Annotated in this window: 20 protein-coding genes and 1 tRNA gene; 14 read left to right on the forward strand and 7 right to left on the reverse strand. The window is 67.1% G+C overall.

The window, feature by feature from the left end:
- Positions 1-51: 51 nt before the first annotated feature.
- Positions 52-1,701: a M28 family metallopeptidase gene (locus tag K9B33_RS03000; RefSeq protein ID WP_224546568.1), complete on the reverse strand. Its 1,650-nt coding sequence runs from the start codon at positions 1,699-1,701 to the stop codon at positions 52-54.
- Between the two features lie 167 nt (positions 1,702-1,868).
- Between K9B33_RS03000 and K9B33_RS03005 the strand changes: the two genes are divergently transcribed.
- The 7 genes from K9B33_RS03005 to K9B33_RS03035 all read left to right on the forward strand — a co-directional run bounded on the left by K9B33_RS03005 (position 1,869) and on the right by K9B33_RS03035 (position 10,379).
- Entirely contained in the window at positions 1,869-4,745 is a 2,877-nt protein-coding gene (locus K9B33_RS03005; RefSeq protein WP_224546569.1) for a M16 family metallopeptidase, read from the forward strand.
- 23 nt (positions 4,746-4,768) lie between these two features.
- Positions 4,769-5,071 carry a hypothetical protein gene (locus K9B33_RS03010; RefSeq protein ID WP_224546570.1) on the forward strand — a complete coding sequence of 101 codons (303 nt, stop codon included), beginning with the start codon at positions 4,769-4,771 and terminating at the stop codon, positions 5,069-5,071.
- A gap of 190 nt (positions 5,072-5,261) precedes the next feature.
- On the forward strand, positions 5,262-5,711 hold the full coding sequence (locus K9B33_RS03015; RefSeq protein ID WP_224546571.1) for a MarR family winged helix-turn-helix transcriptional regulator: 450 nt from the start codon (positions 5,262-5,264) through the stop codon (positions 5,709-5,711).
- Between the two features lie 10 nt (positions 5,712-5,721).
- Positions 5,722-7,788 carry an FUSC family protein gene (locus K9B33_RS03020; protein ID WP_224546572.1) on the forward strand — a complete coding sequence of 689 codons (2,067 nt, stop codon included), beginning with the start codon at positions 5,722-5,724 and terminating at the stop codon, positions 7,786-7,788.
- Positions 7,785-8,000: a DUF1656 domain-containing protein gene (locus K9B33_RS03025; protein ID WP_224546573.1), complete on the forward strand. Its 216-nt coding sequence runs from the start codon at positions 7,785-7,787 to the stop codon at positions 7,998-8,000. Before K9B33_RS03020 ends, K9B33_RS03025 begins: the two co-directional genes overlap by 4 nt.
- Positions 7,997-8,932, forward strand: a complete 936-nt coding sequence (locus tag K9B33_RS03030) for an efflux RND transporter periplasmic adaptor subunit (RefSeq protein ID WP_224546575.1) — start codon at positions 7,997-7,999, stop codon at positions 8,930-8,932. The genes K9B33_RS03025 and K9B33_RS03030 overlap by 4 nt, the downstream gene beginning before the upstream one ends.
- A 70-nt stretch (positions 8,933-9,002) precedes the next feature.
- Positions 9,003-10,379 (forward strand): efflux transporter outer membrane subunit, encoded by a 1,377-nt coding sequence (locus K9B33_RS03035; RefSeq protein ID WP_224546722.1) that lies wholly within the window; start codon positions 9,003-9,005, stop codon positions 10,377-10,379.
- Positions 10,380-10,575: 196 nt separating this feature from the next.
- Here K9B33_RS03035 and K9B33_RS03040 read toward each other — a convergent pair whose 3' ends face one another.
- Positions 10,576-11,091 (reverse strand): outer membrane protein assembly factor BamE, encoded by a 516-nt coding sequence (locus K9B33_RS03040; protein WP_224546576.1) that lies wholly within the window; start codon positions 11,089-11,091, stop codon positions 10,576-10,578.
- A 162-nt stretch (positions 11,092-11,253) separates the two neighbouring features.
- On the opposite strand from K9B33_RS03040, the gene K9B33_RS03045 reads away from it, so the two are divergent.
- Genes K9B33_RS03045 through dinB form a run of 4 tightly spaced genes read left to right on the forward strand, consistent with a single transcriptional unit; the run spans position 11,254 to position 13,999 of the window.
- A complete protein-coding gene (locus tag K9B33_RS03045; protein ID WP_224546578.1) occupies positions 11,254-11,778 on the forward strand; it encodes a ubiquinol-cytochrome C chaperone family protein in 525 nt (174 codons plus the stop codon).
- On the forward strand, positions 11,775-12,317 hold the full coding sequence (locus K9B33_RS03050; protein ID WP_224546580.1) for a DUF177 domain-containing protein: 543 nt from the start codon (positions 11,775-11,777) through the stop codon (positions 12,315-12,317). Before K9B33_RS03045 ends, K9B33_RS03050 begins: the two co-directional genes overlap by 4 nt.
- Positions 12,318-12,326: 9 nt before the next feature.
- Positions 12,327-12,857, forward strand: coding sequence for a hypothetical protein (locus K9B33_RS03055; protein WP_224546582.1), 531 nt, complete (start codon positions 12,327-12,329; stop codon positions 12,855-12,857).
- A gap of 50 nt (positions 12,858-12,907) precedes the next feature.
- On the forward strand, positions 12,908-13,999 hold the full coding sequence (gene dinB / locus K9B33_RS03060) for a DNA polymerase IV (RefSeq protein WP_224546583.1): 1,092 nt from the start codon (positions 12,908-12,910) through the stop codon (positions 13,997-13,999).
- Positions 14,000-14,067: 68 nt separating this feature from the next.
- Here the strand turns inward: dinB and K9B33_RS03065 are convergent, their stop codons facing one another.
- Positions 14,068-14,862 carry a DUF1134 domain-containing protein gene (locus K9B33_RS03065; protein ID WP_224546584.1) on the reverse strand — a complete coding sequence of 265 codons (795 nt, stop codon included), beginning with the start codon at positions 14,860-14,862 and terminating at the stop codon, positions 14,068-14,070.
- Positions 14,863-15,083: 221 nt separating this feature from the next.
- On the opposite strand from K9B33_RS03065, the gene K9B33_RS03070 reads away from it, so the two are divergent.
- Together K9B33_RS03070 and K9B33_RS03075 are read left to right on the forward strand one after the other, a co-directional pair.
- Positions 15,084-15,175 (forward strand) — tRNA-Ser (locus K9B33_RS03070).
- A gap of 20 nt (positions 15,176-15,195) precedes the next feature.
- Positions 15,196-15,747 (forward strand): phosphotyrosine protein phosphatase, encoded by a 552-nt coding sequence (locus K9B33_RS03075; RefSeq protein ID WP_224546585.1) that lies wholly within the window; start codon positions 15,196-15,198, stop codon positions 15,745-15,747.
- On the opposite strand, the gene K9B33_RS03080 is transcribed toward K9B33_RS03075, so the two are convergent.
- From K9B33_RS03080 to K9B33_RS03095, 4 genes are all read right to left on the reverse strand, one after another.
- Entirely contained in the window at positions 15,716-16,930 is a 1,215-nt protein-coding gene (locus K9B33_RS03080; protein ID WP_224546586.1) for a carboxylate--amine ligase, read from the reverse strand. The two genes, K9B33_RS03075 and K9B33_RS03080, sit on opposite strands and share 32 nt — an antisense overlap.
- On the reverse strand, positions 16,927-17,907 hold the full coding sequence (locus K9B33_RS03085; protein ID WP_224546587.1) for a polysaccharide deacetylase family protein: 981 nt from the start codon (positions 17,905-17,907) through the stop codon (positions 16,927-16,929). Before K9B33_RS03085 ends, K9B33_RS03080 begins: the two co-directional genes overlap by 4 nt.
- A gap of 170 nt (positions 17,908-18,077) precedes the next feature.
- Positions 18,078-18,572, reverse strand: coding sequence for a flavin reductase family protein (locus tag K9B33_RS03090; protein WP_224546588.1), 495 nt, complete (start codon positions 18,570-18,572; stop codon positions 18,078-18,080).
- Between the two features lie 54 nt (positions 18,573-18,626).
- On the reverse strand, positions 18,627-20,888 hold the full coding sequence (locus K9B33_RS03095; protein ID WP_224546589.1) for an NADP-dependent malic enzyme: 2,262 nt from the start codon (positions 20,886-20,888) through the stop codon (positions 18,627-18,629).
- A gap of 138 nt (positions 20,889-21,026) precedes the next feature.
- On the opposite strand from K9B33_RS03095, the gene mutS reads away from it, so the two are divergent.
- Positions 21,027-23,672 carry a DNA mismatch repair protein MutS gene (gene mutS, locus K9B33_RS03100; protein WP_224546590.1) on the forward strand — a complete coding sequence of 882 codons (2,646 nt, stop codon included), beginning with the start codon at positions 21,027-21,029 and terminating at the stop codon, positions 23,670-23,672.
- Positions 23,673-23,677 lie beyond the last annotated feature (5 nt).

Raw genomic sequence — 23,677 nt, forward strand, 5'->3', positions numbered from 1 at the left:
GATTGATGTAGTGTTGCTTAAAAAGCACACAAGGGGTGGCGCATGATTATCCTAATGCGCCGCTTTCTTCGCATTGGGCGCGAAGGTGTCGCCGAAGAAATCCGCCTGATACCAAAGGGGCGCGGCATCGCTGTCGGCCAGCGCGCGAGTGATGCGGTAATTGGCTTCCGCAAAACGAGCGCCGGCGTTCCAGTCGATCTTCTGGCTCATATCGTCGCCCGGATGATGATAGGCGCCGCCCAGGAACGCTTCCCAAGCCTTTTCACCGCCATTGGCGAAGCCGGTGGCGAGGAAGACGGCGGGCACGCCCTGCTTCACGAACATATAATGATCCGACCGCACGAAGATGCCTTCCTGCGGCATGGGGTCGGGCGAAAGTTTGATGGTCATCGGTGCGACTGCGTTCGCCACGATCGGCCCGAGGGTGGAATGGTTGGCGCCGAAAGCGATGACGTCGGTGAAGGGATAGAGCAGCAACGGCATGTCGAGATCGACATTGCCGACGATCTGCCTGACAGGCACCGCCGGATGGCGGGCGAAATAGTCGGCGCCGAGCAGACCCTTTTCTTCGCCGGTGGAGGCGAGGAAGATGATCGAGCGGCGCGGCTTTTGCGGGGATTGCGCCATGGCGCGGGCGACTTCCAGCAGGGTCGCGATGCCCGCCGCGTTGTCGAGCGCGCCGTTGTTGATGCGATCGGTATCGGGCTTGTCGTCGGGCTTCGCCTCGCTGATCCCGATATGGTCGAGATGGGCGGACAGAACGACATATTCACGCTGCAGCACCGGGTCGCTGCCCGGCAGGATGGCGACGACATTGGGACTGGTGACACGCTTGCCCACGCTTTCCACCTGGATGCGGGCGCTGCCCTTGAGCGCGAAGCCTCTGGGCTTGCCGCCCGGCTTGTCGGCCTGTTTGCGGATGGCGGCGATCGACTGGGGCGCGCCGGCGAACAGCGCTGCGACCACCGGCTCGTTCACGGATGCGGCGGCGCGGATGCCGGGCGCATCGACATGCGCCTGGCCGTCGGTATCGACCCAGGTGAAATCGGGTTCGTTGGCGAAGGTCAGCATCCGCGCCCAGGGCCGCGCTTTCATCGATTGCAGCGTGCCGACCGAGAGCATGCCGACCGCGCCGTGCGCCTCCGCCACCTTCGCCTTGGTCGCGGAGAGATGCGCACCCTCCTCGCTCGGCAGCCCCTTTGGATAGCCGCGCAGGGTGACGACGATTTTCCCCTTCACGTCGAGGCCGGCATAGTCGTTGAGGCCCATGCGGGCATTTTCGATGCCATAGCCGACGAAGACCAGCGGCGCAGACAGATCGACTTTGGGTTCGTCGGGGTTCAGGCCGACGATGATGTCGGTGCCGTGAGTCCAGCTCTTGTCACCGGCGGGCCCGGTCAGCGTCAGGACGGCGGGAATGTTCGTCCGTTCGGTCTGCTGGAAGGCGATGCGCTGGAGCCAGCCGCCTGCATCCCCGGCGGGCTTGAGGCCGAGGCCGTCAAACTGGCTGGCGACGTAGCGCGCCGCGATCTCATGCCCTTCGCTGCCAGTATCACGCCCTTGGAGCAGGTCGTCAGCGAGAAATTCGACATGGGCGCGCATGGCGGCGGCGGTGAATACCGGATCGGCGGCGCTCCGGGCCGGGAGAGCGGCGGGCAACAGCAGCGCCGTCATGGCGGCAAGGGCGAAGGGGGTTTTCATGGAGATATCTGTCCACTGGATGGCGGGATGGGCGGAGGATTGCCGCCCTACCCCCGCCCTGTCCAGCAATAAGTGTATTGCACGTCTAAAACGGCCCGCTATGCTGCGGCCTTATGTGCAGCGGCCGTGTTCTATCGCTGCAAAGTCCCCCTTTTCATGAGGTTCTCATGGCCCTTTCCCCGATGTCGCGCCGCCTGTCTTTGATGATGGGCCTGTCCGTTCTGGCGCTGTCGCCGATGGCGCAGGCTGCCAAGCCCGTTGCGGCGGCGGCTCCCGCCCCGGTCGCCAGCCTCGTGTCGCAGGTCGATATTCCCTATGAGGAATTTACCCTCAAGAACGGGCTGCGCGTCATCGTCCATACCGATCGCAAGGCGCCAGTGGTGGCGGTGTCGGTCTGGTATCATGTCGGATCGCGGTTCGAACCGGCGGGCAAGACCGGTTTCGCCCATCTGTTCGAACATCTGATGTTCTATGGGTCGGAAAATGCCGATGGGCCGTTCTTCGGGCGACTGGAGGATATCGGCGCGACCGACTGGAACGGGACGACCTGGTTCGACCGGACGAATTATTTCGAGACGGTGCCGACCGGCGCGCTGGACCGGGCGTTGTTCCTGGAATCCGACCGCATGGGCCATCTGCTGGGCGCGGTGACGCAGACCAAGCTGGATACGCAGCGTGGCGTGGTCCAGAATGAAAAGCGGATGGGCGAGAATGAGCCCTATGGCCTGGTCGAATATGCCCAGCTCGATGCGATGCTGCCCGCGGGCCACCCCTATCGCCACTCCACCATCGGGTCGATGGCGGACCTGAACGCCGCGAGCCTGGCCGACGTGCAGAGCTGGTTCAAGACCCATTATGGCCCGAACAACGCCGTGCTGGTGCTGGCCGGGGATATCGATGCCGCCACGGCCAAGGCGAAGGTGGAGAAGTGGTTCGGCAACATCGCCGCCGGCCCCGCGCCCAAGGATGTGGATGCAACCGTGCCGACACTCGACAAGGATGTCGAGAAGGTGATGCACGACAATGTCGCGGCGACGCGCCTCTATCGCAACTGGATCGTGCCTGGGGTCAATTCCGACGAATTGCAGCAACTGGACCTGGCGATGACGGTGTTCGGCGGGCTGAAATCCTCCCGCCTCGACAATGCGCTGGTGCGTGACGAGAAGGTCGCAGTAGGCGTGAAGGCCAGCATCCAGCCTTTCGAGAAGCTGTCGATCGCGGAGATCACGGTCGACGTGAAGCCCGGCGCGGACCCGGTGGCGGTGGGCAAAAGGCTCGACCAGCTGCTGGCCGACTATCTGGCCAAGGGACCGAGCGCGGACGAGGTGCTGCGCGCGGCGACGGGCCAGGCAGCGGGGACGATTTCGGGGCTGGAGAAGGTCGGCGGCTTTAGCGGCAAGGCGGTGACGCTGGCCGAAGGCGCGGTCTATTCCAACGATCCGGCGAAATATAAGAAAGACCTGGCCGTCTATGCCGCCGCGACGCCGCAGAGCGTGAGCGCCGCCGCGCGCAAATGGCTGGGACGGCCGGTGTTGCGCCTGACCGTCGCGCCGGGCGAGCGGTCGGCCGCTGACAATGCGCTGGCGGGCAATGTACAGCCGGAGGGGGCGACGCACAAGCCGGCTCATTTCCGCGATCCCGACGCCGCTGCGCCCAAGGCGGCGACGCCCCCTGCCCCGACCAAGATCGCCGAACCCGCGATCGAGCCGGTCAAGGATCTGGACTTCCCCGATATCGAACATGCCACGTTGAAAAACGGCATCAAGGTTGCGCTGGCGCGGCGCACCACGGTGCCGACGGTGCGCGTGTCGGTGGCGTTCGATGCCGGCAATGCGGCCGATGACAAGGCGAAGCTGGGCACGGCGGGGCTGACCACCGCGCTGCTGGACGAAGGGACCAGGACGCGGTCGTCGATCCAGATCGCCGAGGAGCAGGAGCGGCTGGGCGCGTCGATAAGCGCGGCCAACAGCATGGACCGGACCACGGTGGGCCTGTTCGCGCTCAAGCCCAATCTGGACGCGTCGCTGGACCTGCTGGCCGATGTGATCCGCAATCCCGCCTTCGCCCCGGCGGAGGTGGAGCGGCTGCGCAGCCAGATGCTGACCAAGATCGCGTCGGAGAAGACCGAGCCGATGGCGATCGCCCAGCGGATGTTGCCGCCGCTGCTCTATGGGCAGGCCCATCCCTATGGCATTCCCTTCACCGGGTCCGGCACGGAGACGGGCGTCAAGGCGGTGACGCGGGCGGACCTGACCGGATTCCACGATGCCTGGCTGCGGCCCGACAATGCGACCATCTTCGTCGCGGGCGATACGACGCTGGCCGAACTGATGCCGCTGCTGGAAAAGCGCTTCGGCGACTGGAAAGCCCCCGGCGTGGCGAAGGGCGTCAAGACGTTCCGCATGGACCGGATGATGCGCCCGTCGCGGATCGTGCTGGTCGACAAGCCGCAAAGCCCGCAGTCGATGATCCTGGCCGGGCTGCTGACCAACAAGAGCGGGACCGACAATCCCGTGACGTTGCAGACCGCCAATGAGGTGCTGGGCGGATCATCCTCCTCGCGCCTGATCATGGACCTGCGCGAAACCAAGGGCTGGGCCTATTATGCCGGGTCCGCGCTACCCGGCGTCAAGGAAACGATCCCTCTGCTGGTCTACGCCCCGGTGCAGACCGACAAGACCGGCGAGTCGATCGTCGCCGCGCGCAAGGACATCAGCGATTTCCTGACCGCCAAGGGCACGACCGAGACGGAGCGCAACCAGACGATCAACAGCCAGATCCTGTCGCTGCCCGGCAGTTTCGAAACGTCCTCCGACCTTTTGAGCGCGATGATGCGCAACGACCTGATCGGGCGGCCGGACGATTATTACGAGACGCTGCCCAAAACCTATCGCGCCATGACCGCCGCCGATTTCGACAAGGCCGCGCGCGAGGCCATCAACCCCGACCGGCTGATCTGGGTCGTGGTCGGCGACGCCAAGCTGGTGCGACCGCAGCTTGACGCGGTGGGGCTGCCGGTGGAAATGGGCACATTGGCTGATTGACGCCAACGTAAAGGAGAATCGAGATGGCTGCAGTGGATGGCGCTTATGATTGCGTGGCCAAAACGCCGATGGGCGACCAGAAGGGGGTCTTCACCGTCATCAGCAGCGGCGACCGCTTCAACGGCACCTTTGCCGGGATGATGGGGTCGCTGGATGTGGTCGACGGCAAGGTCGATGGCGCGAAGCTGACATGGAAGATGGAAATGACCATGCCCATGCCGATGACGCTCGAATGCGAGGCCGACGTGGCGGGCGATGCCATCACCGGCACGATGCAGCTCGGCGCATTCGGCGCGTCGGCCTTCAACGGGACGCGCCGGGCTTAGGCATCGTCCGCCGTCGGCAGCGGGTTCCCGCTAAAGCGCGGCGTGTAGTTCAGACGACAGAACCGGGCTGCCGCCTGCGCGGGAGCCCGGTTCTGGCTTTAATAATCGCGGCGCGACCTTCCTATCCGCGACAGCGAGCGAGACAGCAATACGCCGTTGACAATTTCCATTAGTTAGCTATCTAATGGAAATGCCCCTGTCAGAACCCAAGCGCGCACTGGCGCACAAGATGGCTCCGGTCGCCCGCGCCTGGCGGCAACTGGCCGACACGGCCCTGGCGGAATTCGGCGTATCCAACAGCGCCGGGTGGTGCCTGATCCATATCGATCGGCTGGGTGGCGAGGTAGGGCAAAGCGCGCTGGCCGAGTCGCTGGATATCAGCCAGCCATCGCTGGTCCGCACGCTGGACCAGTTGCAGACCGGCGGACTGGTGACGCGGGCGCAACATCCCGACGACAAGAGATCCAATATTGTCGGGCTGGCTCCGGCGGGACGGGATCTGGTCGGCAGGATCGAAGCGAAGCTCGACGCCCTGCGGGCCGAGTTGCTGAAGGACGTGCCCGAAGAGGCGATCGAGGTCGCAGTATGGCTGCTGGACCTGCTGAGCCTGCGCATCGCCGAACGGAAGAGCGCGGCGTGAGCATCCGGCCATGAGCGGCAAGATCTTCGGCGAACGCTTCGGCGTACCGGTCGCGCTCTTTTCCCTCAAATGCCTCGTTGCGGCCATGCTGGCGCTCTACCTCGCGTTCAGCATCGGGCTGGAGCGGCCCTATTGGGCATTCCTGACCAGCTATATCGTCGCCCAGCCGATGGCCGGCGCGGTGATTTCCAAGGCGGTCTTTCGCGCCATCGGCACATTGGTCGGCGCGATGTTCGCCGTCGCCATCGTTCCGCCGCTCGTCAATGCGCCCGAATTGCTGGTGTTGGCCATGGCGTCATGGCTGGCGTTGTGCGTATTCGTGTCGCTGATGGACCGCACGCCGCGATCCTATATGTTCGTGCTGGCGGGCTATACCGCCTGCCTGATCGTCTTCCCTGACGTCGATACGCCGCAGACCATCTTCACCGTGGCGTCGTTGCGCGTCCAGGAGATTTTGATCGGCATCGCCTGCGGCAGCCTGGTCCATAGCGTGGTGCTGCCCGGATCGATCAGCAGCGTGCTGCTGGCGCGGGTGGAGGCGATGCTGCGCGACGCCGAGCGCTGGACCCGCGACGCGATCGCGACGGAACCGGTAGCGGGGCTGGACGCCGAGCGCCGCCGGCTGGCGCAGGACGTCACCGAATTGCACCAGATGTCGGTCCACCTGCCCTTCGACATCAGCCGCCTGGCGCCGCGAGTGCGGACGGTTCGCGCGTTGCAGGACCAGTTGTCATTGTTGCTGCCGCTGGGCGCGGCGGCGGAGGACCGGCTGGCGCAGCTAAAGGCCGCCAACGGCGGAACCGTGCCGCCGCAGGTCGAGAGGCTGATCGCCGATGTCCGCGACTGGCTGGATTCGCCGGTGGTCGACAATGACAGCCGGGCGCGGCTGGCCCAGGCGCTGATCGACCGCTGCGCCGGACTTGAGCCGACGGCGGCACCCGACATGGGCTGGGCCGACATGATGCGCCTGAGCCTCTACGCCCGGCTGGCCACGCTGATCGCGGCGCATCGCGACTGCCGCGACCTGCACGACCAGATGGCGACGCACAGTCGCGCCGCGGTGACGCCGCGCGTCGCGCAACTGCTGGAGGGCCGGCGCAACCGCGAACTGCACCGCGACTATGCCAGCGCAGCGCGCGGCGCGTTCAGCGCCTTCGTCACGGTGGCGCTGGGCTGCGCGATCTGGATATTGAGCGGCTGGAAGGATGGCGGCACCGCGGTGATGCAGGCGGGCGTGTTCCTGGCGCTGTTCGCAGCGGTCGACAATCCGCTGGCCCCACTCAGGGGCTTCATGGTCGGCACGGTCGCGGCGTCGGCGCTGGGCGCGCTGTACGGCTATGCGATCATGCCGCGGCTGGACGGCTTCCTGATGCTGGCGCTGGCCTATGCGCCCGCTTTGCTGCTGCTGGGCGCGATGATGGCGTCGCCGCGCTGGGCGGGGATTGCGCTGCCCACCCTGCTGGGGTTGGGCAGTCCTGTGCTGCTGTCGAGCAGCTATGTCAGCGCCTTTGGCAGCTATATCAACGGCGCGGTGGCGCAGATCGTTGGCATCTGGTTCGCGATCCTGATGGCCGGGCTGTTGCAGTCGGCCGGGGTCGAACGCGCGATCCGCCGCACGCTGCGCGCCGGCTGGACCGACATCGCCAATCGCGCGACATTGATGAGCCCGCCCGACGTGCGCGGCTGGATCAACCGGATGCTCGACCGCATCGCCCTGCTCGCCCCGCGACTGGCGGCGACCCGTGCCGACAGCGGCAAGCCGCTCTACGACGCCCTGCGCGACCTGCGTACAGGCGTCGCCATCGGCGAACTGCGCCAGTTGCGGCTGGACCTGCCCCCGGAAGAAGGCGCTCCGCTGACCGCGGTGCTGGGCGGGGTGAGCCGCCATTATCGCGGGCTGGACCCGGACAAGCCGGTGCCCGCCGACCCCGCACTGCTCCACGATATCGACGGCGCCATCGACGCGCTGAGCGCCCATCCCCGCCTGCCGGTGCGCCGCGAGGGCGTGCTGGGGCTGGTGAGCCTGCGCCGCAACCTCTTCCCCGACGCCCATGCCTATCGGAGAGCCATCGCATGACCGGCGAAATCGCCCTGGGCGGCCTCTACGTCCCCACCCTGTTGCTGCTGGCGCTGGTCGCGCTGGTGCTGAGCTGGGCGCTGACCCGGCTGATCGCCGCCTTCGGCCTCTATCGCTTCCTGGCCTATCGCGCGGCGGTGGACCTCAGCCTTTTCATCCTCCTGCTCGGCGGCCTCGCCTTGCTCGTCCCCACCTTTGGAATCCGTCTATGAACCGCCTGTCCGATTCGCCGTTTTGGAAGGGGCTGGTCCGCAGCGCCGCCACCATCCTGCTCGTCATCGCCGCGGCGCTGGTCGCGATCTGGATGTGGAATCATTATGAGCGCAGCCCCTGGACCCGCGACGGGCGGGTGCGCGCCGATGTGGTGCGGGTGACGCCCGACATCAGCGGGCTGGTGACGTCGGTCGCGGTGCATGACAACCAGCAGGTGAAGGCCGGCGACCTGCTGTTCGTGATCGACACGCCGCGTTACGCACTGGCGCTGGATCAGGCCCGGTCGCAGATCGCCAGCGCGCAGGCGACATTGGCGCAGGCACGGCGGGAGGCGCGGCGCGACCTGGCGCTGGGCGACCTGGTGGCGGCGGAGACGCATGAGCAGAATGTCGCGCGGGTCGAGACGGCACAGGCCGCGCTGACCGAGGCGATGAGCGCGCGCGAGGGCGCGGCGCTGAACCTGCAACGGACGCGGGTGCTGGCGTCGGTCAATGGCGTGGTCACGAACCTGGACCTGCATCCGGGCGACTATGTCGGCGCGGGGAGCCAGGCGCTGGCCCTGATCGACAGCGATTCGATGCGGGTCGAGGGCTATTTCGAGGAAACCAAGCTGGGGCTGATCTGCATCGGCGCGCCGGTGACGGTGCGGCTGATGGGCGAGGCGCAGGATCTGCACGGCCGGGTCGAGAGCATCGCCTTCGGCATCGACGACGACAGCCGGAGCAACAGCGGCAACCTCCTCCCCTCCGTCGAGCCGACCTTCAGTTGGGTGCGGCTGGCCCAGCGCATTCCGGTGCGGGTGAAGCTGGACAAGGCGCCGGCGGGGTTGCGGCTGATTTCGGGCCGGACCGCAACGGTGACGGTGCAGCCCGCGGCGCCTGAGAAAAATGGGGACAAGGATGGCAAGGCGGGGGTTTGCCGTCATGGCTAAGGCTAACCGGGCCAAAAGGCAGCCTGTTCCCGCCTGCGCGGGACCGCATAAGGGTTTGGGGGGCGCGCTGTTGGTGTTGGCCCTGTCCGCCTGTGCGACCGCCGGGCCGGATTATCGCCCGCCGGCCCGGTCCGCCGCCACCGCGCCGGCCGCGACCGGGGCGTTTCATTCGGCGCAGGGCGGGCAATATAGCCAGGCCGACCTGCCCGACCATTGGTGGCGTCTCTATGCCGATCCACAACTCGATGCGCTGATCGCGCAGGCGCTGGCCGCCAATACCGACCTGCGCCAGGCCGACGCCAATCTGGCCCAGGCACAGGCGGTATTGCGGGAGGCGGAGGCCGGGCGCACCGTCACGACCAGCGTCAGCGGCAGCGGCCTGTCGCTGTCGCGTCCATCCAGCACCGGCTACAGCCTGCCGGGCGTGGTCGGCTATGATCTGGGCCTGTCCGCCAGCTATCCGCTGGACCTCAACGGCCGGATCAAGCGCGCGATCGAGGCGAGCGGCGCGGATGTCGAGGCGAGCGCGGCGGCGCGCGACTATGTGCGGGTCAGCGTCGCGGCGGCGACCGCGCGGGCCTATGCGCAGATATGCGCGGCCAATTACAGCCTGGGCGTAAACCGGCGGGTGGTGGCGTTGCAGCGCGATACGCTGAACGCGACGCGGCGGCTGGCGAAGGGCGGGCGCGGCACCGCCTTCGACGTCAGCCGGGCGCAGGCTGCGGTGGACAGCAGCGCGGCGGCGCTGCCGGCGTTCGAGGCGCAGCGGCAGAATGGGCTTTACCTGCTGGCGACCCTGCTGGGGCGACCGCCCGCCGATTATCCACGCGATGTCGAGAGTTGCGCCGCGCTACCGTCCTTGCGCATGGCCCTGCCAGTCGGCGACGGCGCGGCGCTGATCCGGCGGCGACCCGACATCCGCCAGGCCGAGCGCGCCATCGCGGCGGATACCGCGCGGCTGGGGGTGGCGACCGCCGACCTCTATCCGCAGGTCAGCATTGGCGGGTCGGTCGGCCTGTCGGGGCCGCTCAAGGATCTGGGTTCGGGCACGGGGTTCGGCTTCAGCCTGGGGCCGCTCATCAGTTGGAGCTTCCCCAACCGGCCGGTGGTGCGGGCGCGCATCGCGCAGGCCGACGCCGCGCTACAGGGCGATCTGGCCGGGTTCGACGGTACGGTGCTGGAGGCGCTGCGCCAGACCGAGACGGCGCTGGAAAGCTATCGCCGCGATGCCGAGCGGGCGGCGGCATTGGACCGGGCGCGGGACAGCGCGGCGCTGTCCGCAAGCCAGGCGGGCAAGCTGTTCCGATTCGGACGGGGCGATTTCCTGTCGCTGCTGGACGCGCAACGCAGCCTGGCCAGTGCGGAGGTCACCGCGGCGGCAGCGCGGACGCAACTGGTGCAGGACCAGATTGCGATCTTCCTGGCGCTGGGCGGCGGCTGGGAGTGAAGCCGGTCGCTGGATCGGCCTGTTGAAAGCATCGAGTTTGAAGTAAACCCGTTCGCCCTGAGCCTGTCGAAGCCTGTCCTGAGCGACAGCCGCAGGCAGGCAGTCGCAGGGGGCTATTCTTTCTTTCGACGTCGCAAAAGGAAGAACAGGCCTTCGACGGGCTCAGCCCGAACGGGAGAGAGGTAACGGCGAGATTTTAGCTGCCGTTCGGGCCGCCGCCGGTGTTGCTGCCGCCACCACCGCCGCCCATGCCGCCAGCGCCGACCGCGCCGATATTGCCGAAAATCTCGTCGAACAGGCTGCGGTTGCGGCCCAGCGTCGGGGTCTTGTCGCCCATGGGCGAGATGTGGGCGACCTGGTCCAGACCCATGCGATCGACTGCCGCGACATTGCCTGCGGGGTCGAAGCGGACGCGCAGCACGGTCTGTTCCACCGGCTTGGGATTGGAAAAGGCGAGTGCGCGCATTTCACGCGACACATAATACCAGTCCTGCTCGCCGAACTGCGACACGAAGCTGGGGCGACCCAGCGTCCCTTCCACCGAGGCGCGGTTGTCGATGCCGGGCTGGACCGAATCGACCAGCAGCTTGTCGATCGAATAGCCCTGATGCGTGCGGATGCGGGTGCAGCCCGATGCGCCCAGCACCAGCGCGCTGAGGCCGATCGCGAGCAGGATACGCCCGCGTGGCGAATGACGGCTGAACTGACGCATGAACTTCTCCTGCGGGGGGCCGTCCCGCGAACCCAAGAAACTGATGTCGCCATTGCATTGGGCGACGCAGCGATCAATATGGAAATGCGCAAGCCCCGGCAAGGGGCGCAAAACATCGGACGGCGCGTCGCCGTCCGATCCGTCACGAAAAGCTGTTGCCCGATGTCCGCTTCCCCCTCCTTCCTCCAGCGCCTCTTTGGCCGCACCGATCCCAAAGAGGGGCTGCGCCCGCTCTATAACGCCGTGATCCGGGAGGGACGGCAGCCGCACTGGTATGTCGCGGGCGCGGTGCCCGACACGCTGGACGGGCGATTCGACATGATCGTCGCGATTTTGGCGCAGGTGCTGATCCGGCTGGAGCAGCAGAATGGCGCGCAGGAGAGCGTGTGGCTGACCGAATTGTTCGTCGATGATATGGACGGGCAGTTGCGGCAGGAAGGCATTGGCGACGTCGTGGTCGGCAAACATGTCGGCCGGATGATGAGCGCGCTGGGCGGGCGGATCAGCGCCTATCGCGCGGCGCTGGCGGGCGAGGCCGATCTGGCGGACGCGCTGCGGCGCAACCTCTATCGCGGCGCGGATGTGGAGAACGCCGCGATCGCCCATGTCGAGGGCGCGCTGCGGGCGCGCTGGACACGGCTGGGCTGCGTATCGCGCGACGCGCTGCTGACGGGAGATATCGGATGAGCATCAACCCCTCCCCCAATCTGGCCCCCGAATTTTCGCGGACCCACAAGGTCGACCAGATCGCGCGGCTGGCGGGCAAGCTGCATATCGCGGCGAAGCAGCCGGAGCGCGACGCGCTGGCGCAGCGATTCGGCCTGGCGGCGCTCGATCGGCTGGAGGCCGATTATGGCGTGGCGAACGAGGATGGCGCGATCGTCGCGCGCGGCCGGGTGCGCGCAAAACTGGCCCAGCCCTGCGTCGCGACGGGCGTGCCGGTGCCCGAAACGATCGACAGCGATTTCATACTGCGCTTCGTGGTCGAGAGCGAAGATGTTCAAGCAGCCGACGAACTGGAGCTGGACGCGGAGGATTGCGACACGATCGGCTATGACGGCCATGTCATCGACATGGGCGAAGCGGTGGCCGAGACGATGGCGCTGGCGATGACGCCCTTTCCCCGCGCGCCCGACGCGGACGCCTATCTGAAGGAGGCAGGCGTGCTGAGCGAGGAACAGGCCAGCCCGTTCGCGGCGCTGCTGGCGCTCAAGGACAAGGAATAGGATTTCCCCATGTCCGCCATTCTGGTCGCACTCATGCTGGCGAGCGCCGCGGGTGGGGCGCAGGCGCGGCCCATGATCGGTGAGGATGTGGCTCGGGTCCAGTGGGACATGGCGGAGAATCGGGCGCAATGCGCGCCGCTGGCGCTGCTGTCCGACGGCGGCGCCAAGGGCAAGGCGCGCGCAGCCGATTTCAGCGGCGGCTGGGCGGTCGCGTTCGACCTGCCGGGGATACGGAGCGCCTATGGCTTTGCCGGGCCGGGCATCATCCCCATGGATGCCGAGCCGGATGCGGCGCAGCGGGCGCGGCTGGACAGGCAATGGCCGTACAGGCGCACATTGGCCGCCCTGCCCGGCCCCGCCTTCGCCGGCTATGGGCTGATCGGCGCGGAACCTTATCCTGCGGCCAATCCGGAGGGCAAGGGCTCGCAGTCGCTTGCATATCTGCGGATCGACGGGCAGCGCTGCACCTATAATGTGTGGAGCCGGATCGGCCGCGCCCATCTGGAGACGCTGCTCGACAATCTGCGCCTCCAGGATTGACGCAGCCGACTCTGTTTCCCTTTCGTTCCTGATTATGGCATAGGCGGCGCATGGACGCCTCGCCGCCGCTGCCGCGCAAGATCATCCATGTCGACATGGACGCCTTTTATGCGTCGGTTGAGCAGCGCGACGATCCTTCGTTGCGAGGATTGCCGATCGCAGTGGGCGGCGGCGGGCCGCGCGGAGTAGTGGCGACATGCAGTTATGAGGCGCGCACATTCGGCGTGCGATCCGCCATGCCGGGCGCGCGGGCGCGGCGGCTTTGCCCCAACCTCATCTTCGTGAAGCCGCGGTTCGAGGTGTATCGCGCAGTGTCGGGACAGGTGCGGGAGATTTTCAGCCGCTTCACCGATATCGTCCAGCCGTTGTCGCTGGACGAAGCCTATCTCGACGTGACCGTGAACAAGCCGGGCATCGCGTCGGCGACGCAGGTGGCGGAAGAGATCAGGCGGATGATCCGGGAAGAGACGGGGCTGACCGCGTCGGCCGGCGTGTCCTACAACAAGCTGATCGCCAAGCTGGCGTCGGACCAGAACAAGCCCGACGGCGTGTGCGTGGTGCGGCCGAGCGAGGGGCCGGCCTTCATCGCGGCGATGCCGGTGCGGCGCATCCATGGCGTGGGGCCGGTGACGGCGAAGCGGATGCAGGCGCTGGGGATCGAGACGGGCGCGGATTTACGCGCGCGCGACATGCGCTTCCTGCAGGCGCATTTCGGCAGTGCGGCGGACTATTATTATCGCGCGGCGCGGGGCGAGGACGATCGGCCGGTGCGCGAGCGCGAGGGGCGCAAGTCGGTGAGCGTGGAGGACACGTTTTTCGACGATCTGGTCGAGGAAGCGGCGCTGGTGGCGGAGATCGAGCGGATCGCGGCGAGCCTTTGGACCCGGATCGAGAAAGCGCAGGCCTGGGGCCGGACCGTGGTGTTGAAGGTGAAGTTCGCCGATTTCCGCATCATCACCCGGTCGCGGAGTTTCTCGACGCCGGTGCGGTCGCCCGACATATTGGCGCAGGCCGGGCGGGAACTGCTGGTCGCGCAGCTGCCGCTGCGCATGGGGGCGCGGCTGCTGGGACTGGGCGTGCATAATCTGGAGGGGGAGGAAGAGAACGCGGCGCAGGGCGGGCAACTGGCGCTGGGATTGTAGACGCGCGCCGTGCCCACCCCGCTGCGACTGACGCGCTACGCGCAGGCGGAAGGGGCGTTAAGTCTGCTTTAGAAAGGCAACCAGGTCCGCTTTTCGCTGAACTTCATATAGCCCGCGTTGACGCCCAGGCGATAGCCGACGCCCAGCCGGATGGGGATCAGCACGACATTGCCCCAGCGCAGATAGGAAGCGGTGAAGCCGCCGACCAGATAGGCGGTGCCCTCCGCCGCGGGGAAGCGGTGATAGAGATCCTGGGTGTCGTAGAGATTATAGACCAGAACGAAGGTGTTGGCCGCATTGCCGCCGACGTCGAAGCCGATCGATGGACCGGTCCAATAGACTTCGCGCTTGCCCTCCACCTTATGGTTGAGCGTGCCGGAGCCATAGCGCAGGCCGACGACGAAGGCGCCCGACGCTTCGCGCCCGGAAATATAGGCGTTGGGGCGGCCCTGATCCTTCAGCACTTTTTCGATGAGGCCAGCGAGGCCTTCGGCGCCCTTGCCGAACACGCCTTCCGCCGCGCCGATCAAGTCGTCTTCCTGATAGGATTCGGCGGGCGAGAGGGCGGCGGGCGGCGAGTTGGTCGTGACCGGCGCCCCGGTGGCGGTGTTGCCGGCGGCGCTGCCCGCCTGCGGCTCATAGGGAGCGACGCCGGGGGTGACGCTCGTGTCGACGCCGGGATCGGTGGGGGTGGTGTTAGCCGGGGGCGGCGGCGCGAGGTCGGAATCGATCGCCGTATTGGGATCGATCGTCTTCACCTGCGCGGAGGCGGCGAGCGGCGTCAGCGCCATGCCCGCCAGCGCCGCGACCAGCGCCGTGGCGCGCGCGATGCGGCTGCCCCTCTGCCCTTTGATGCCGATCATGCCCGTTACTCCCCGAAAAGCCCGCTTCCTAGTCATCATAGGGCATTGCGACCAGCAAGCTGAAACGACAATGAACGAACGGCGACCCGAGTCGATTCCGCGCCGGAACGAAAGACGAAAGGCTGCTAAAATTCCGCAATCAGCCCGTTGCCATGCTGCAAAGCCCTCGCTATAGCCCCTGCCAGCCATTGCTCTCCTGTCTGGGTGGGCAAATTTCGTGCGGAGACGTGGGTGAGTGGCTGAAACCAGCGGTTTGCTAAACCGTCGTGGCCTTAAGGGGCCACCGAGGGTTCGAATCCCTCCGTCTCCGCCAATTTTTGCAGGTTCCGTGCGTTGATCCGATCCCGCTTCGGCACCTTTCGCGGGCTTGTTCGCCTCGCCCTTTCCTATCCGCAGCTCATGCTCGGCAGGTCGGCCAGCCGCGCGCCCGGTCCGGCGCAGGTGCGGCGGCTGGTGTTCGTGTGCCAGGGCAATATCTGTCGCAGCGCCTTTGCCGATGTCGCGGGCCGGCGCGCGGGGCTCAACACGGCCTCCTTCGGCCTGTCCACCACCACCGGGCGGGCCGCGCATGAACCCGCGATCATCGCGGCGCGGGCGCTGGGCCATGACCTGTCCGACCACAAGGCGATCGACATGCAGGATTATGCGCCGCAAGACGGCGACCTGTTGCTCGCCATGGAGGTGCGGCAATTGCATCGGCTGGCCGCCGACGCGCGCCTGGCGGGTCTACCACGGGTTTTGCTTGGGCGCTGGACGCGGCCGATAGTGCCGCATCTGCACGATCCCTATGGACTGGACGACCGCTATATGGCGACCTGTCTGCGCCGCATCGAGCGAGCGATCGACGGGCTGGTCAGCGCCTTTCCCGGCGCACGGCTTTCCTGACCATCTGCGCCATGTCGCGCAGCCAGGGGCGCATGTCCGAGCGGCTGAAGACATAATAGCGCGCGCGCGGATCGATAAAGGCGAGCAGGTAGCTGGCCAGGTCGAACAGCGGGCGACGGCGGAAGAACGGATCGCCGATGCGACCGGGCGCGAACAGGATGCGCGCCAGCCGCTTCGTTTCAGGCACCATGTAGCGCGCGCGCAGATCGTCGCGCGGCGGCGGCGCGGCATCGGTCTGGCCCAACACCTTGCGCCGATAGGCTTCCCAGGCGAAATCGGCGCCACAATGGCGCGCCAGCGGCAGGCTGCCCCAGAAGCGGCCGTTGACCTCCATCAACCAATAACGATCGCTGTCGGGCTCGTAGCGATATTCGACCATCGCCTGCCCTTCCCAGTCGAGCGCGCGCAACAGCTTTTCCGAGAGCGCCATCTGTGCGTGATGCGATCCGGTCGGTTCGGCGCGGCACAGGGTGGAGACGCCGCCTTCGGGCGGCCATTCGTGCAGTCGACGATGCTGGAAGCGCAGCGTGGCCTGGCCGTCCTGCATGTAGAGCATCTGGCCGAGGCCGACGCCACGGCAATATTGCTGGATCAGCGGCCAGCGTCCGACGGGGGTGTAGCGGTCCAGCAGCGCGACCAGTTGGTCCGGCGTGCGGACATAGTCGGTCTTGATCCATTCCAGCCCCGCCTGCTCCAGCACCGCCATGATTTCAGGCGGATTGGCCCATTTGGCGACAAGCGGGTATCGCATCTGCGCGGCGCGGGCCGCGAAATCCTCGCCCGCGCGCGGCTGCCAGGTCTGCGGCACGCGCAATCCGGCGGCAGCGGCCGCATGGAGCGTCTGCAGCTTGTCGAGCACCCGTTCCAGCGGTTCCGGCCGTGGGACGAGAATATGGCAATCGCCGATCATCGGCGGCAGGGCGGCCAGTTCGATGAGGTCGGATTCCGACACCGCCAGCACCGCTTGCGCCCCGGTGCGGTCGATCAGGTCGGGCAGCCAGTCGGCGATGGGACCAGAGGGGCGCAGCGTCCAGTCGGTGCAATGGCGCGACGCCGTGCCGATCGAGGCGGCGCTGCGGGCGATGCCATGGACCGGCACGCCATGACCGCCCAGTTCGCGCGCGACCGTCAGCCCGATCGCATTTTCCAGACCCAGAAGCAGTACGCCCGGAAACGCGGTCACGCAGGGACCAGCCGATGTTCGTAGCGCCAGGTCGCCCAGGCCTGCTGCGCGATGCGCAGGCCGGTGCGCCACTGGCTGGGCGCGGCGCGGCTGAGGTGGCGCGCCGGGCGGTCGGCCAGGTCGGCGGGCAGGTCGTTGAACCCCGCGCCCTGCACGCCGGGCAAGCGGGCGGCTTCGCGGCACAACGCCTCGAACCGGGCCATCACGGCGCGGTTGGGGCGCTGGCGGTCGCGCGAGAGCATTTCGAAACTATGGGTGACGACGACGAACGCGTCATGCCCTTCGCGCACGGCATGGCGCAGCCCGGCGCGCATTTCGGCGGCCGACATGGCGCAAATCTGGGCCGGGCGGAAGCCGCCAGGACGGTCGGCGATGCCGGACACAGGCAATGCGCCGACGCCGAGCAATCGGGTCGCGCCGATCTGCGCGGGGTCGGCGCTGATGCGACATTCGCGGCCGAGATAGGCGGGGTTGACGCTGCTGTCCCAGGCGACGCCCAGGGTCGCGAGCGCGCGCAGCGTGTCGTCATTGGCGCCGAAATTGCCGGCGCGGAAAGCGGTGATGGCGGGGGCGCCCGCCTGTTCCAGCAATCTTTTGGCAAGGCCCAGCAGGACGAGCTGATCGGAAAACGAGAAATCGCCGATATTGCGGCCCTGTCGGCCACCGACCGGCGAGTCGTTCGCCCAGGCGAGCCATTCGCTGTGGATGTGCATCTGCACCTCATGCCCGCGATCCACGATAGCACCCACGATCGGCGTCAGGAAATCGGCGCCATGGACCAATGCCGGCATGGGATCGAGGAAGAAGGCACCCTTGAGGCCATGGCGATCGAGCAGATCCATCTGCCAGCCGATGCCGTAGGGTTTGCCCTGCGCCTGCGCCCAGATCGAGCGATCCACATTATCCGCCAACCCGACGCCCCGCTGGTGCAGCGAGGAGGAGAGTTCGGTGTCGACGGTAATGAGCAGCGCGGTCATGGGGGCGGTCCGGTCAGGGGGCGACGGGCAAGACATTAGATGATGGGCATTAGATAATCTGCGTTAAGGAGGGGTAATATTTCCCCCGCATGTCCGATAGATATTTCTGCCGAATAATGCGCGCCCGAACCTTGCTATCCCCTGAAGACGCCGCACCGCACCGATATCCTTCATTCGAGCAGGGAAAATTCCCCGTAATTGCCCTGAAAGAAGAGCAGCGGACTGCCCGGACGGTCCACTTCCAGCGCCACGACCCGGCCGAGCGCGATGTCATGGTCGCCCGCCTCGTGCACCGCATCCAAGGTGCAGTCGATCCAGGCGACGACATCGTCGAGGATCGGCGAACCGTTGGCCGATACGCGATGGGCGATGCCGGCGAACTTGTCCGGACCGGGGCCGGCGATCTGGCGGCAGAGCGGCTTCTGGTCGCTGGCGAGGACGTTGACGCAAAATTTGCCGACTGCCTGGATGCGCGGCCAGCTGGTCGAGCTTTTGGCGGGAAAGAAGGCCACCAGCGGCGGATCAAGCGACACCGATGTGAAGGAGCCGACCACCATGGCGACGGGCGCGCCGTCCGCCTCCACCGCGGTCACGACGCAGACGCCGGTGGGATAATGGCCCAGCACCCGCCGGAAAGTCGCACTGTCGAAACTGGCCATGCTCATGCGTTGCTCCCGAGATATTTCATGCCTTCCCCTCTCGCGCAGAATGGGGCGCTATCAAAGCGCGACGCCGCCCGCCGCCAGCACCGCGAGGGTCAGCAGTTCGGACGCGTTGGACGACATGGTGGCGATCTGCACCGATTTTTCCATGCCGACCAGAACCGGCCCGATCATCGACGTGCCCCCCAGTTCGCGCAGCAGCTTGGCCGAGATATTGGCCGATTGCAGCCCCGGCATGACCAGCACATTGGCCGGGCCGGACAGGCGGCTGAACGGATAATTTTTCATGACGGCGGGGTTGAGCGCCACATCGGCGGTCATTTCGCCTTCATATTCGAAATCGATAGCGCGGTCATCGAGCAGCTTCACCGCGCCGCGCACATTTTCCAGGAAGGCGCCGGGCGGATTGCCGAAATTGGAATAGGAGAGGAAGGCGACGCGCGGGTCGACCCCCATGCGGCGGGCGACCGCCACCGTGCCTTCCGCGATGTCGGCCAGTTCGCCGGCGGTGGGACGTTCGTTGACCGTGGTGTCGGCCAGGAACACGGTCTTGTCCTTGGCCACCAGCACATGGATGCCGAACGGGGTGCGGCCGGCCGCGGGGTCCATCACCCGCTTCACTTCGCGCAGCGTCTGCGCATAGGGGCGGGTCATGCCGGTGATCATCGCGTCGGCCACGCCCATCTTGACCAGCAAGGTGCCGAAGATGTTGCGATCGCGATTGACCATCCGCTCGCAATCGCGGCGCAGATAGCCGCGGCGCTGGAGCCGGGCGTAGAGCAGGTCGACCATGTCGGGCACCAGCGGCGAATTGACGCTGTTGTGCAGTTCGAAACTTTCGGGGTCGCGGACGCCCAGCTCCTTCAGCTTTTCGACTACCTCGCCACGGCCGACCAGCACCGGGATGCCATAGCCCAGCTCGCGGAACTGGATCGCCGCGCGCAGCACCACTTCCTCTTCCGCCTCGGCGAAGACGACGCGCTTGGGATTGGCCTTCGCCACTTCATAGGCGGTGGTGAGGACGGTGGTGGTCGGGTTGAGCCGGGCCTTCAGCGACTGGCGGTAGGCTGCCATGTCCGCGATCGGCTTTTGCGCGACGCCGGTTTCCATCGCCGCCTGGGCGACGGCGGCGGGCACGACCTCCATCAGGCGCGGGTCGAAGGGCGCGGGGATGATATAGTCCGGGCCGAAACTGTGCGATCGGCCATAGGCCTTGGCCACTTCCTCCGGCACCTGTTCGCGCGCCAGATTGGCAATGGCGTGGGCGGCGGCCAGCTTCATCGCTTCGTTGATGCCGGTCGCCCGCACGTCGAGCGCGCCGCGGAAGATGAACGGGAAGCCCAGGACGTTGTTGACCTGGTTGGGAAAGTCCGACCGGCCGGTCGCGACGATCACGTCGGGACGCACGGCATGGGCGTCGGGCGGCAGGATTTCGGGGTCTGGATTGGCCATGGCGAAGATGATCGGCTTTGGCCCCATGGACTTCACCATGTCCTGCGTCATCGCGCCCGCGACCGACAGGCCGAGGAACACGTCGGCGCCCTTGACCGCTTCCGCCAGCGTCCGGGCGTCGGTGAGGACCGCATGGGCCGACTTCCACTGGTTCATGCCCTCGGTACGGCCCTGGTAGATCACGCCCTTGCTGTCGCACATGATGACATTTTCGTGCGGCACGCCCAGCGCCTTGATCAATTCGGTGCAACTGATGGAGGCGGCGCCCGCGCCGTTCACCACCACCTTCATGTCCTTCATCTCGCGCCCGGTCAGCAGCGCGGCGTTGATGACGCCGGCGGCCGCGATGATCGCGGTGCCATGCTGGTCGTCATGGAAGACCGGAATGTTCATCCGCTCTTTCAGCGTCTGTTCGATGATGAAGCATTCGGGCGCCTTGATATCTTCAAGGTTGATGCCGCCGAAGGTCGGCTCCATCAGCTCGACCGCGTCGATGAAGCGATCAACATCCTCCGTCTTGAGTTCGATGTCGATGCTGTCCACGTCGGCGAAGCGCTTGAAGAGAACCGCCTTGCCCTCCATCACCGGCTTGGACGCCAGCGCGCCGAGATTGCCCAGGCCCAGGATCGCCGTGCCGTTGGTGATGACCGCGACCAGATTGCCCTTGGCGGTATAGTCATAGGCGGTGGCGGGGTCTTTCGCGATCGCCAGCACCGGCACCGCGACGCCGGGGGAATAAGCGAGGCTCAGGTCGCGCTGGGTCGCCATCGGCTTCGACGCGATGATCTCGATCTTGCCGGGGCGGCCGGTCGAATGGAAGAACAGCGCCTCGCGCTCGGAAAATTCCACATTCGATCTGTCGGACATCGCGGCACCCATATATTGGAACAACAGGCCGGCCCTAGCGGTAACATTATCCTGTGGGCAAGTGCGAGACGCGCAATTTTCTGGGCGTCTGGGCGAAGCTCTGGTTTCGGTGCGGGGTTCAGGCTATCGGCTTGTGCCATGGCCCTTTCGACCGATACAGCCGCCCCCACGCCGATGATGGCGCAATATCTGACGCTCAAGCGCCAAGCGCAGGATTGCCTGCTCTTCTACCGCATGGGCGATTTCTTCGAACTTTTCTTCGACGACGCCAGACAAGCCGCGGCGACGCTGGACATCGCGCTGACCAGCCGGGGCGAACATGGCGGCGCGCCGATCCCGATGTGCGGCGTGCCGGTGCATAGCGCCGAGGGGTATCTGGCGCGCCTCATTAAGGGCGGGCATCGCGTCGCCATCGCCGAGCAGACCGAGACGCCGGCGCAGGCCAAGGCGCGCGGCGGCAAGACATTGGTGGCGCGGGCGATCGTGCGCTACGTCACCGCCGGAACGCTGACCGAGGAGACTTTGCTCGACAGCCGGCGCGACAATATGCTGGTCGCGCTGGCGCAGGTCGGCGGGGAGGAGGCGGGCGAGATCGGCATCGCCGCCGCCGACATTTCCACAGGCCGGTTCGAGACGATGACCTGCCCGCTGGGCGACCTGCCCGCTGAACTGGCGCGGCTGCGGCCGAGCGAGACGGTGGTGGCGGAGGGATCGACGCTGGGCGTGGCCGATTGCCATCCTTTCGATCGCGCCGCCTTTTCGAGCGCGCGAGCGGACGAGGCGTTGAAGCGCCTGTTCGGGGTCACGACCCTGGACGGGTTCGGCCAGTTCGGCCGTGCCGAGCTGGCGGCGATGGGCGGGCTGATCGCCTATCTCGATCATGCGGGCAAGGGCACCCTGCCCTTCCTCGCGCCGCCCTTGCGCAAGGCGAGCGGCGGCCATGTGGCGATCGACGCGGCGACGCGCGAAAGCCTGGAGATCGTGGCGACCATGGCGGGCGCGCGAACGGGCAGCCTGTTGGGCGCGATCGACCGCACCGTGACGGGCGCGGGTGCGCGGCTGCTGGGGCAGGATCTGTCCGCGCCGCTGATGGACCTGGCGACGATCGAGGCGCGGCTGGGGCTGGTGCAGCTATTCCACGACGATGCGACCTTGCGCGACCAGTTGCGCGGCGCGTTACGGGCGTTGCCGGATATCGGCCGGGCGCTGGGGCGCGTGGCGGTGGGACGTGGCAGCCCGCGCGATCTGGGCCAGTTGCGCGATGGGCTCGGCGAAGCGCGCTTGCTGCGCGAGCGGCTGGGGCGGCTGGCCGAGCCGCCGCTGTTGCTGGCGCGGATATTGCCGGCGCTGGACGGCCATGGCGCGCTGGTCGATGCGCTGGCGCGCGCGCTGGTGCCCGCACCGCCCACCGAGACGGCGAGTGGCGGCTATATCGCCGACGGCTATGATCCCGCCCTGGACGAACTGCGCCGCATGGCGGGAGACGGCCGCCGCGCGATCGCCGCGCTGGAGGCGAAATATCGCGCGCAGACCGGTATATCCGCGCTGAAGATCCGGCATAACGGCGTGCTGGGCTATCATGTCGAGGTGCCCGCCCGCGCCGCTGACACGCTGATGCAGCCCGACAGCGGCTTCACCCATCGCCAGACGCTGGCCGGGGTGGTGCGGTTCAATTCGATCGACCTGCACGAAGAAGCCGGGCGCGTGGCGCAGGCGGGCGCCCATGCGCTGGTGGCCGAAGCGGCGCATCTGGAGGAGCTGATCGGCGCGGTGCTGGACCGCAAGAGCGACATTGCGCGCGCGGCCGATGCGTTGGCGCGGCTGGACGTCGCCGCATCGTTCGCCGAACGGGCGGCCGAGGGCGGCTGGCAGCGGCCGCATTTCGTGGGCGACGATGGCGCCGGTCCGTGCCTGGATATCGTCGGCGGGCGGCATCCGGTGGTGGAAGATGCACTGCGCAAGGAAGGCCAGCCTTTTGTCGCGAACGACTGCCGCCTGTCCGACAGCGACCGGCTATGGCTCGTCACCGGCCCGAACATGGGCGGCAAGTCCACGTTCCTGCGGCAGAATGCGCTGATCGTCATATTGGCGCAGGCGGGGGGCTATGTCCCGGCGCAGGCGGCGACGCTGACTTTGGTCGACCGGTTGTTCAGCCGGGTCGGCGCGTCGGACAATCTGGCCAAGGGGCGGTCGACCTTCATGGTCGAGATGGTCGAGACGGCCGCAATCCTGAGCCAGGCGACCGAACGGAGTTTCGTCATCCTGGACGAGGTCGGGCGCGGCACGTCCACCTATGACGGGCTGGCGCTCGCCTGGGCGGTGGTGGAGGCGGTGCATGAGGTCAATCGCTGTCGCTGCCTCTTCGCGACGCACTATCACGAGTTGACCCGGTTGGCCGAGACGTTGTCGTCGCTGTCGCTGCATCATGTGCGGGCGCGCGAGTGGAAGGGCGACCTCGTCCTGCTGCACGAACTGAGCGACGGCCCGGCCGATCGCAGCTATGGCCTGGCGGTGGCGCGACTGGCGGGGTTGCCGCAAGCGGTGTTGAAGCGCGCCAAGGACGTGCTGGCGCGGCTGGAGGCGGGCAAGGCGAAGACCGGCGGGATCGCGGCGGGGCTGGACGACCTGCCGCTGTTCGCGGCGGTGGCGGTGCAGGCGGAGGCCGCGCCCGACCCGCTTCTGGCGGCGATCGACGCGATCGACGCCGACGCCCTGTCACCGCGTGAGGCGCTCGATCACATATATCGGTTGAAACAACTGGCTGCCGAGCGGCGGCCCGACTAGAGACA

The sequence above is a fragment of the Sphingobium sp. 3R8 genome (genome assembly GCF_020166615.1).
GTDB classification, from domain to species: domain Bacteria; phylum Pseudomonadota; class Alphaproteobacteria; order Sphingomonadales; family Sphingomonadaceae; genus Sphingobium; species Sphingobium bisphenolicum.

What these genes read in the sequence shown, in the direction of transcription:
- K9B33_RS03000 (WP_224546568.1), bottom strand. Translation starts at nt 1,701, where the DNA reads ATGAAAACCCCCTTCGCCCTTGCCGCCATGACGGCGCTGCTGTTGCCC.
- K9B33_RS03005 (WP_224546569.1), top strand. Translation starts at nt 1,869, where the DNA reads ATGGCCCTTTCCCCGATGTCGCGCCGCCTGTCTTTGATGATGGGCCTG.
- K9B33_RS03010 (WP_224546570.1), top strand. Translation starts at nt 4,769, where the DNA reads ATGGCTGCAGTGGATGGCGCTTATGATTGCGTGGCCAAAACGCCGATG.
- K9B33_RS03015 (WP_224546571.1), top strand. Translation starts at nt 5,262, where the DNA reads ATGCCCCTGTCAGAACCCAAGCGCGCACTGGCGCACAAGATGGCTCCG.
- K9B33_RS03020 (WP_224546572.1), top strand. Translation starts at nt 5,722, where the DNA reads ATGAGCGGCAAGATCTTCGGCGAACGCTTCGGCGTACCGGTCGCGCTC.
- K9B33_RS03025 (WP_224546573.1), top strand. Translation starts at nt 7,785, where the DNA reads ATGACCGGCGAAATCGCCCTGGGCGGCCTCTACGTCCCCACCCTGTTG.
- K9B33_RS03030 (WP_224546575.1), top strand. Translation starts at nt 7,997, where the DNA reads ATGAACCGCCTGTCCGATTCGCCGTTTTGGAAGGGGCTGGTCCGCAGC.
- K9B33_RS03040 (WP_224546576.1), bottom strand. Translation starts at nt 11,091, where the DNA reads ATGCGTCAGTTCAGCCGTCATTCGCCACGCGGGCGTATCCTGCTCGCG.
- K9B33_RS03045 (WP_224546578.1), top strand. Translation starts at nt 11,254, where the DNA reads ATGTCCGCTTCCCCCTCCTTCCTCCAGCGCCTCTTTGGCCGCACCGAT.
- K9B33_RS03050 (WP_224546580.1), top strand. Translation starts at nt 11,775, where the DNA reads ATGAGCATCAACCCCTCCCCCAATCTGGCCCCCGAATTTTCGCGGACC.
- K9B33_RS03055 (WP_224546582.1), top strand. Translation starts at nt 12,327, where the DNA reads ATGTCCGCCATTCTGGTCGCACTCATGCTGGCGAGCGCCGCGGGTGGG.
- dinB (WP_224546583.1), top strand. Translation starts at nt 12,908, where the DNA reads ATGGACGCCTCGCCGCCGCTGCCGCGCAAGATCATCCATGTCGACATG.
- K9B33_RS03065 (WP_224546584.1), bottom strand. Translation starts at nt 14,862, where the DNA reads ATGATCGGCATCAAAGGGCAGAGGGGCAGCCGCATCGCGCGCGCCACG.
- K9B33_RS03085 (WP_224546587.1), bottom strand. Translation starts at nt 17,907, where the DNA reads ATGACCGCGCTGCTCATTACCGTCGACACCGAACTCTCCTCCTCGCTG.
- K9B33_RS03090 (WP_224546588.1), bottom strand. Translation starts at nt 18,572, where the DNA reads ATGAGCATGGCCAGTTTCGACAGTGCGACTTTCCGGCGGGTGCTGGGC.
- K9B33_RS03095 (WP_224546589.1), bottom strand. Translation starts at nt 20,888, where the DNA reads ATGTCCGACAGATCGAATGTGGAATTTTCCGAGCGCGAGGCGCTGTTC.
- mutS (WP_224546590.1), top strand. Translation starts at nt 21,027, where the DNA reads ATGGCCCTTTCGACCGATACAGCCGCCCCCACGCCGATGATGGCGCAA.